Consider the following 7,518-nt stretch of genomic DNA (forward strand, 5'->3'; position numbering starts at 1 on the left):
TTAACAAAGATAAGAAGAAAATGTTTTTATATAGTTAATTTGGGAGGGTTTATATGAAAGTTCGTATATTGGCATACATATGTATATTTTCTTTATATGTCAGTTTAGGCTCTTATTCTGTTTTTGCACAAGATAACTTGCACGAAGAAATTCAAAAGCATGCAAAACAGTATGAGATTGCACCTCAAAATGCGATGATTGATAAAATATGGAAGGCAACACCTGGATATAATGGAAGACAAGTGGATATTGAAGCATCGTATAATAATATGAAGAAGCTAAAGAAATTTGATCAAAAATATCTTGAATTCAAAGAAGTCTCACCAAGTGTTCATTTAGAAGATTTATCACCAGCTCCAATTTATAGAGGGCATCCAAATAAAAAGATGGTAGGATTAACAATAAATGTGGCATGGGGAAATGAGTATTTGCCTCGCATATTAGAGATATTGAAAAAGCATGATGTGAAGGCCACTTTCTTTTTAGAAGGACGTTGGGTGAAAGAAAATTTGCGGTTTGCAAAAATGATTGTCGATGCAAAACAAGAAGTTGGAAATCACTCGTACACACACCCTAATATGAAAACGCTATCGTCTGATGAAATACGAGATCAGTTACAAAGAACAAATAGAATGATTGAAGCAGCTACGAATCAAAAGGTGAGATGGTTTGCACCGCCGAGTGGAAGTTTTCGAGATGAAGTCGTGAAAATTGCAGATGATTTCCAAATGGGAACGATCATGTGGACTGTTGATACAATCGATTGGAAGCGCCCTGAGCCAGATGTACTATTGCAGAGAGTAATGAGAAAAATACATCCTGGTGCTATCGTATTAATGCATCCTACTTCGTCAACAACAGAAGCATTAGATACAATGATTACAAAATTAAAGGAACAAGGATATAAAGTAGGGAATATAACAGAATTACTGGATGAAAAACGTGTGGATTAAATACATTTGCATGACATTCATCCTTAAACTTGTTATCATTAAATAATAGCACTTATTTAGAGAAACTGGCAGTAGGAGGAAAGTTTTTGATTAAAAAATATACTTGTAAAAATGGTGTAAGAATAGTTATGGAGAATATACCAACTGTAAGATCGGTTGCGATTGGTATTTGGATCCATGCAGGATCAAGAAATGAAAATGAAAAAAATAACGGGATTTCTCACTTTTTAGAGCATATGTTCTTTAAAGGGACGGAAACACGTAGTGCACGCGAAATTGCAGAATCATTTGATAGCATTGGTGGGCAAGTGAATGCTTTTACTTCAAAAGAATACACTTGTTACTATGCAAAAGTGCTAGATGAGCATGCTAAATATGCTTTAGATGTATTAGCAGACATGTTCTTTAATTCAACATTTGATGAAGAAGAACTGAAAAAAGAGAAGAATGTTGTATGTGAAGAAATTAAAATGTACGAAGATGCTCCAGATGATATTGTGCATGATATGTTAACGAAAGCAACATATGAAACGCATCCGCTTGGGTATCCTATTTTAGGAACAGAAGAAACGCTTAATACGTTTACAGGTGATACACTACGCCAATATATTAAGGATCATTACACACCTGAAAATGTAGTTGTTTCAGTTGCAGGAAATATTGATGAAGCCTTCTTACAAACGGTAGAGCAATATTTCGGTAGTTATGAAGGAACAACAAACCGTGAACAAGTACATAGCCCAATTTTCCATTTTAATAAGGTAGCACGTAAAAAGGAAACAGAACAAGCTCATTTATGTTTAGGATATAAAGGCTTACAAATGGGACACGAAGATATTTATAACTTAATCGTATTAAATAACGTGTTAGGCGGTAGTATGAGTAGCCGTTTATTCCAAGAAGTACGTGAGCAACGTGGGTTAGCGTACTCAGTATTTTCTTACCATTCTTCTTATGAAGATACAGGTATGTTAACACTGTATGGTGGAACAGGTAGCCAACAATTAGATACACTGTATGAAACAATGCAAGAAACATTAGAAACATTGAAAAATACAGGTATTACAGAAAAAGAGCTTATTAATAGTAAAGAGCAACTAAAAGGAAACTTAATGTTAAGTTTAGAAAGTACGAATAGCCGTATGAGCCGTAACGGTAAAAATGAATTGCTTCTTCGTAAACATCGTTCACTTGATGAGATTATTGAAAGTGTAAACACTGTAACAAAAGAAAATGTGGACGGATTAATTCGCAATATGTTTACTGACGAGTTCTCTGCGGCACTTATTAGTCCAGACGGAAAACTTCCAAGAGGAATAAAACTATAATCAACTTTTACAATGTACCTGAAAATAACCTTCTCTCTTTTTAAAAGAGAGAAGGTTATTTTTTTTATACATATAGAATAGGTACTAATTATAGACAATGCAAATGAAAAATTCAGTAGGGGGAGTGGAGTGTGTATGCGATTAAGTGAATTAAGTGGTAAAGAGGTTGTAGATATAGAAAAAGCGGAAAAAATGGGAGTCTTAGGTTATATGGATTTAGAGATTAATGAGAAAGACGGGCAAATACAAACACTTATAATACCTGTAGGGAAGTGGGGAGGCTTTAAAAAGGAACCACAAGAAGTAAGGGTGGCATGGAGTCAAATAAAGAAAGTCGGACATGATATGCTTCTTTGTGATAGTATAGATCATTCAAATTCGGAGTGAAGGATGGCCATTTTGGTCATCTTTTTTTGTATCTACATAGAAACCTGATAAATCATATGTGCATTTGGATTTTCAATCACCATAAACTCGTACATTACATATGATGTGGAGGAAAAAGAAAAAGTAGGCACTTTTCTTATAAATGACAGAAAAAGAAGGTGAATTAGGGAATGTTGACTGAGATGCATATTGCTGTCATAGGAGGAGATGCAAGGCAGCTAGAAGTAATTCGTAAGCTAGTTGAATTGGATGCGAAACTTTCTTTGATAGGTTTTGATCAGTTAGATCATGGTTTCACAGGGGCAGCAAAAGAAAGTATACAAAATTTAGATTTCACTTCTGTAGACGCAATTATTTTGCCGGTTGCAGGTACAAATGCCAAAGGAGAAGTAGATACTATTTTTTCAAATGAAAAAGTTTCAATAACGAAAGAACAAATTGAAAATACACCAGAACACTTTACTATATATTCAGGTATTGGTACACCTTACTTGGAAAATCTCGTATCTACTACGAACCGAAAACTTGTTAAATTATTTGATCGTGATGATGTAGCAATATACAATTCTATTCCAACGGTAGAAGGTACATTAATGATGGTAATTCAACATACCGACTATACAATTCATGGGTCCAATGTAATGGTTCTAGGATTTGGTAGAACAGGAATGAGTGTTGCGAGAGCATTTCAATCATTAGGAGCCCATGTCAAAGTTGGAGCAAGACGATCTGAACATATTGCACGTATTACAGAAATGATGTTTTCTCCTTTTCATATGCAAGACATAGAGAAAGAAGTAGGAAATGTCGATATTGTAATTAATACGATTCCGCACCTCGTTGTAACAGCGAATGTTATTGCAAAAATGCCAGCTCATACGCTAGTGATTGATTTAGCTTCTAAACCAGGCGGTACCGACTTTAGATATGCGGAAAAAAGAGGAGTCAAAGCATTGCTAGCACCTGGATTACCAGGTATTGTTGCCCCAAAAACGGCTGGGCAAATTTTAGCAAATGTTCTTTCTCAGTTATTAGCAGCAGATGCAATCGCAAAGGAGGAGGAAAAGAAATGAGTTTGAAGGGGAAACGAATTGGTTTCGGATTTACAGGTTCACATTGTACGTACGAAGAAGTAATGCCTCATTTAGAAAAATTAATTGCTGAAGGAGCAGAAGTACGTCCTGTTGTTTCATACACTGTTCAATCAACAAATACTAGATTTGGAGAAGGAGCAGAGTGGATTAAGAAGATTGAAGAAATAACAGGTTTTAAAGCAATTAATTCAATTGTTGGAGCAGAGCCACTTGGACCTAAAATTCCATTAGACTGCATGGTAATCGCTCCTTTAACAGGAAATTCTATGAGTAAATTTGCAAATGCAATGACAGACTCTCCAGTACTAATGGCAGCAAAAGCGACGCTAAGAAATGGCAAGCCTGTCGTATTGGCAGTTTCGACGAATGATGCTTTAGGATTAAATGGGGTAAATCTAATTACACCAACAAGGTGACGACAAAGCATAAACGCTTATATGTCGCCATCTTGAGGGAGCTTAGGGTAAAGCACAAGTTCGAAATCATCGAGCCTTTGCCACTTTTCCTTTTTATAAACAGCCTTTTCTAAAACCGACTTTAGGAGGCTGTTTTTCTTTTTTGGATCATCTGTTTTAAAGTACAGATCAAGAACATGCTCCACTTGAGGTATTGTATCTTTCTTGACTTTTTCCTTCTTAATTTCGGTTTTAATTTCTTTCTTTAAGTTTTCCATAGTGAAAGTAATTTCAGTTATACGATCAGAAACTACATTCGAGCGTTCTAAAAACATATCGACTGTGTAAACGCCACGTTCTAATAAATCATGTAAATTATTTTTTTGTTTTTGGACATCCACTAATTCTTTTTCAAGCTTGCGTAATGCAGCTTCATTCATTTGAATGACTTGTGTTTCTTTTAATTTGTCATCTTGCTTATGTTTTTCAAAATCAGCTTTATAATTGATGTACCATTCTTTTAATGCCTCGAGTAAACGCTTCTCAATTAATTCAGTATAACTTGATTTGTTTTCACAGCCACGGTGTTTACAATCCATCGTTTCTTTTCGATTCTTTGGATAACGTTGGACCATGCTATAACCACATTTACTACATTTAATAATGCCAGCTAGAGGATTTTTAATTCCGTTCGTATTGTAAGGAACGTGATATCTTGAGTTTAATTTTTCTTGTACTTGTTCAAATAAACTTTCAGTTATGATTGGCTCATGTTTGCCATCTGCAATAATCCAATCCGATTTATCTTGTCTTGCACAACTTCTTTTTACAGCGTCAGGACGTTTTACTTCTTTTCGCTTTTGCCATGTTACTTTTCCGATGTACACATTGTTTTTTAATATATCTAAGATGCTGTAGGGGTTCCATTCATTCCCTAACTTACTTTTGTAACCAAGATCATTTAACTTGCTTCGGATTGCGTTAGCGCCCATATCCTCATTTGCATACCAATCAAATATCATCCTTACAACAGAAGCTTCTTCTGAATTAATCGTTAAAGTACGCTCTCGCTTATTTAAACGATGTATATCATATCCGAATGGTGCATGTGTACCAAGGTAATTCCCAGCCTCTACACTAGCGACACGACCTCGTTGCATACGTCGTGTAATAATCTTTAACTCCTTACGAGCCATAAACGCTTCAAATTCGCTATATTCTTCATCCCACTCATCATTAAGGTCATAAGTCTTCCTAGGTGTCATAATCTTCGTATTCGAGCGTTTAAACGTCTCTAAAATGATTCCTTGCTCTTTCATACCACCACGACCTAAACGGTCCATATCCATACAAAGAACAACGTCATATTTATTATCTTCAATCTCTTCAAGTAGCGCTAACATCTCAGGGCGTTTCACTAAGCTCTCACCAGAAACGATTTCCTCACGAACAGATAAAACATTTAGGTTCATTTCCTTGGCAATTTTCAGTAGGGTAGACCGGTGCTTTGCTAAAGTTTCGCCTTCGCCACGTGCTTCGGCTTCTAAATCGGCACGGGATTTTCTTAGGTAGAGTGCGGTTTTCATTGTGGAAACCTCCTTGTTATGGTTTATTATACGATAGGTATATAGGCATAAGAAGTAAAGATAGTTAATAACAAAAGAAAAGCCCCATTCTGGAGCTATTTCTAAAATTTATTTTGGGGGTTCTTTCGTATTACGTCAGGTTTATATATGTTTTGCTTCTGGTACTTTAAATAAACTTCGGAGGAATAGTCACACATATAAAATGTATCTTCTATAGATGTATTTCTTTCATATAATACAATTTTATCATTATCCAGCATGTGACTTTGAATTAAGCTTAATTTATCAAGTTCTTTTTTTTCTATTGTGCTTACCAGATACGTGTTAACTGCTTTGTTATTATAAAAGTTTAGTATGGAAGAATAAACAAGGCTTAAAATAATAGGCCATAATATAATGCTAAGCATGAATTCTTCACTTTGTTTTTCAAAAAATATAGTGGTAAGCATAGAACTATATAAAATACTACTAGAGATTATACTTATAAAAGTAATTATTAGGTTTCTTTTTTTATGTTTAAGTTTTTTACGAATATTAGAAAAGAAAAAGATATAGGCGTAAATTGCTATGGAAATGATAAATATAATTAGCAATAAAAATAAAAATGAAAGTAAAATATTTTTGGAAAGCTGGGAAATATCTTCGGTTCTTTCTGTAACATACATACTAATTCCTGTAGCAGGTGCTACATACATACCAATAACAAATAAAAAATAATTAAAAAGAGAATCCATAAAATTAATTTTTTGAACTTCATCTTTTTTTAAAAAGATTTTATCATAATCTTTAATAACTTTTACTTTAAAATACATATTATAAAAGAAACCAATTACAGTACATAGAAACACAAGAAGTGGAGCTATAATTTTTAATAAATCATAAATTTTTTCTACAGACATAAAAATACTCCTTTAAATATTGAAAGAGAAAAGTTCATAATTATAGCATGAACTTAAAAATCATTGAACAATAACAAACTTTGTAAAGAACGCTTTACGTTTTGCTTTATTATATACGTATGGATCATTAAATTTCTTGACCCAAGATTTATCTTCAACTTTTAAATCCTCAATTTTAAATTCTAAGTGTGAATTTAATGATTTTCTATCTAAGTTGATATTGTATGTTTTTCCTTCAAATGGAAGAGTCATTTTTACAGCATTCAAATCTGGAAATTGTCTTAGTAATCTCGCAGGTTCGCTTACAAACATTTTTTCAATAGCATCCCCTGTTGAAAAATATTGTTTATATTGTTCTTCAGTAACGTTGCTATCTGGTTTTGCTGATTTATAAGATGCAAATGAATCATGGAATGTAATTTCAGCATCTTTATTATTAAGTTTCATATCCTTAATAAAATTTCCGCCTCTAATGTTTTGGGCATAGGAAGTAAATTCTTTTTGTTTTTCTTCAGCCTTTTTTTGTTCCTCAGCTAATTTCTTCTCTTCAGCTTTTTGTTTCTCCTCAGCCTCTTTTTGTTCTTTAGCTTTTTGTTTCTCTTCGGCTTTTAGCTTTTCTTCATCTTCTTTTTGCTCTTTAGCTTTTTGTTTCTCTTCGGCTTTTAACTTTTCTTCAGCTTCTTTTTGTTCTTTAGCTTTTTGTTTCTCTTCGGCTTTTAGCTTTTCTTCATCTTCTTTTTGCTCTTTAGCTTTTTGTTTCTCTTCGGCTTTTAGCTTTTCTTCAGCCTCTTTTTGCTCTTTATCCTTTTGCTTTTCTTCGGCTTTTAACTTTTCTTCAGCCTTTTGTTTAGCGAGAATTTCTTGTTTTTCCTGTGG

At 33.8% G+C, this 7,518-nt stretch carries 7 protein-coding genes and 1 pseudogene; 5 read left to right on the forward strand and 3 right to left on the reverse strand.

Annotation, left to right across the window (positions count from 1 at the left end):
* Positions 1-53 precede the first annotated feature (53 nt).
* The 5 genes and pseudogenes from MR143_RS25590 to dpaB all read left to right on the forward strand — a co-directional run.
* A complete protein-coding gene (locus MR143_RS25590; RefSeq protein ID WP_000868228.1) occupies positions 54-953 on the forward strand; it encodes a polysaccharide deacetylase family protein in 900 nt (299 codons plus the stop codon).
* Positions 954-1,039: 86 nt separating this feature from the next.
* Positions 1,040-2,281: a M16 family metallopeptidase gene (locus MR143_RS25595; protein WP_000593000.1), complete on the forward strand. Its 1,242-nt coding sequence runs from the start codon at positions 1,040-1,042 to the stop codon at positions 2,279-2,281.
* A 135-nt stretch (positions 2,282-2,416) separates the two neighbouring features.
* Positions 2,417-2,668 (forward strand): YlmC/YmxH family sporulation protein, encoded by a 252-nt coding sequence (locus tag MR143_RS25600; protein ID WP_001239758.1) that lies wholly within the window; start codon positions 2,417-2,419, stop codon positions 2,666-2,668.
* A 170-nt stretch (positions 2,669-2,838) separates the two neighbouring features.
* On the forward strand, positions 2,839-3,741 hold the full coding sequence (dpaA, locus tag MR143_RS25605) for a dipicolinic acid synthetase subunit A (RefSeq protein ID WP_000954738.1): 903 nt from the start codon (positions 2,839-2,841) through the stop codon (positions 3,739-3,741).
* Positions 3,738-4,163, forward strand: a pseudogene (dpaB, locus tag MR143_RS25610) (dipicolinate synthase subunit B); the annotation flags it as partial. The gene dpaA and the pseudogene dpaB, both read left to right, overlap by 4 nt.
* 32 nt (positions 4,164-4,195) lie before the next feature.
* Here the strand turns inward: dpaB and MR143_RS25615 are convergent.
* The 3 genes from MR143_RS25615 to MR143_RS25625 form a co-directional block, all read right to left on the reverse strand.
* Positions 4,196-5,743, reverse strand: coding sequence for a recombinase family protein (locus MR143_RS25615; RefSeq protein ID WP_242281069.1), 1,548 nt, complete (start codon positions 5,741-5,743; stop codon positions 4,196-4,198).
* A 101-nt stretch (positions 5,744-5,844) separates the two neighbouring features.
* On the reverse strand, positions 5,845-6,642 hold the full coding sequence (locus MR143_RS25620; RefSeq protein ID WP_097826048.1) for a hypothetical protein: 798 nt from the start codon (positions 6,640-6,642) through the stop codon (positions 5,845-5,847).
* A gap of 60 nt (positions 6,643-6,702) precedes the next feature.
* On the reverse strand, positions 6,703-7,518 hold an 816-nt coding region (locus MR143_RS25625; protein ID WP_242281070.1), incomplete at its 5' end, for a hypothetical protein.

It is taken from the genome of Bacillus cereus group sp. BfR-BA-01347, from assembly GCF_022663835.1.
GTDB lineage: Bacteria > Bacillota > Bacilli > Bacillales > Bacillaceae_G > Bacillus_A > Bacillus_A thuringiensis_K.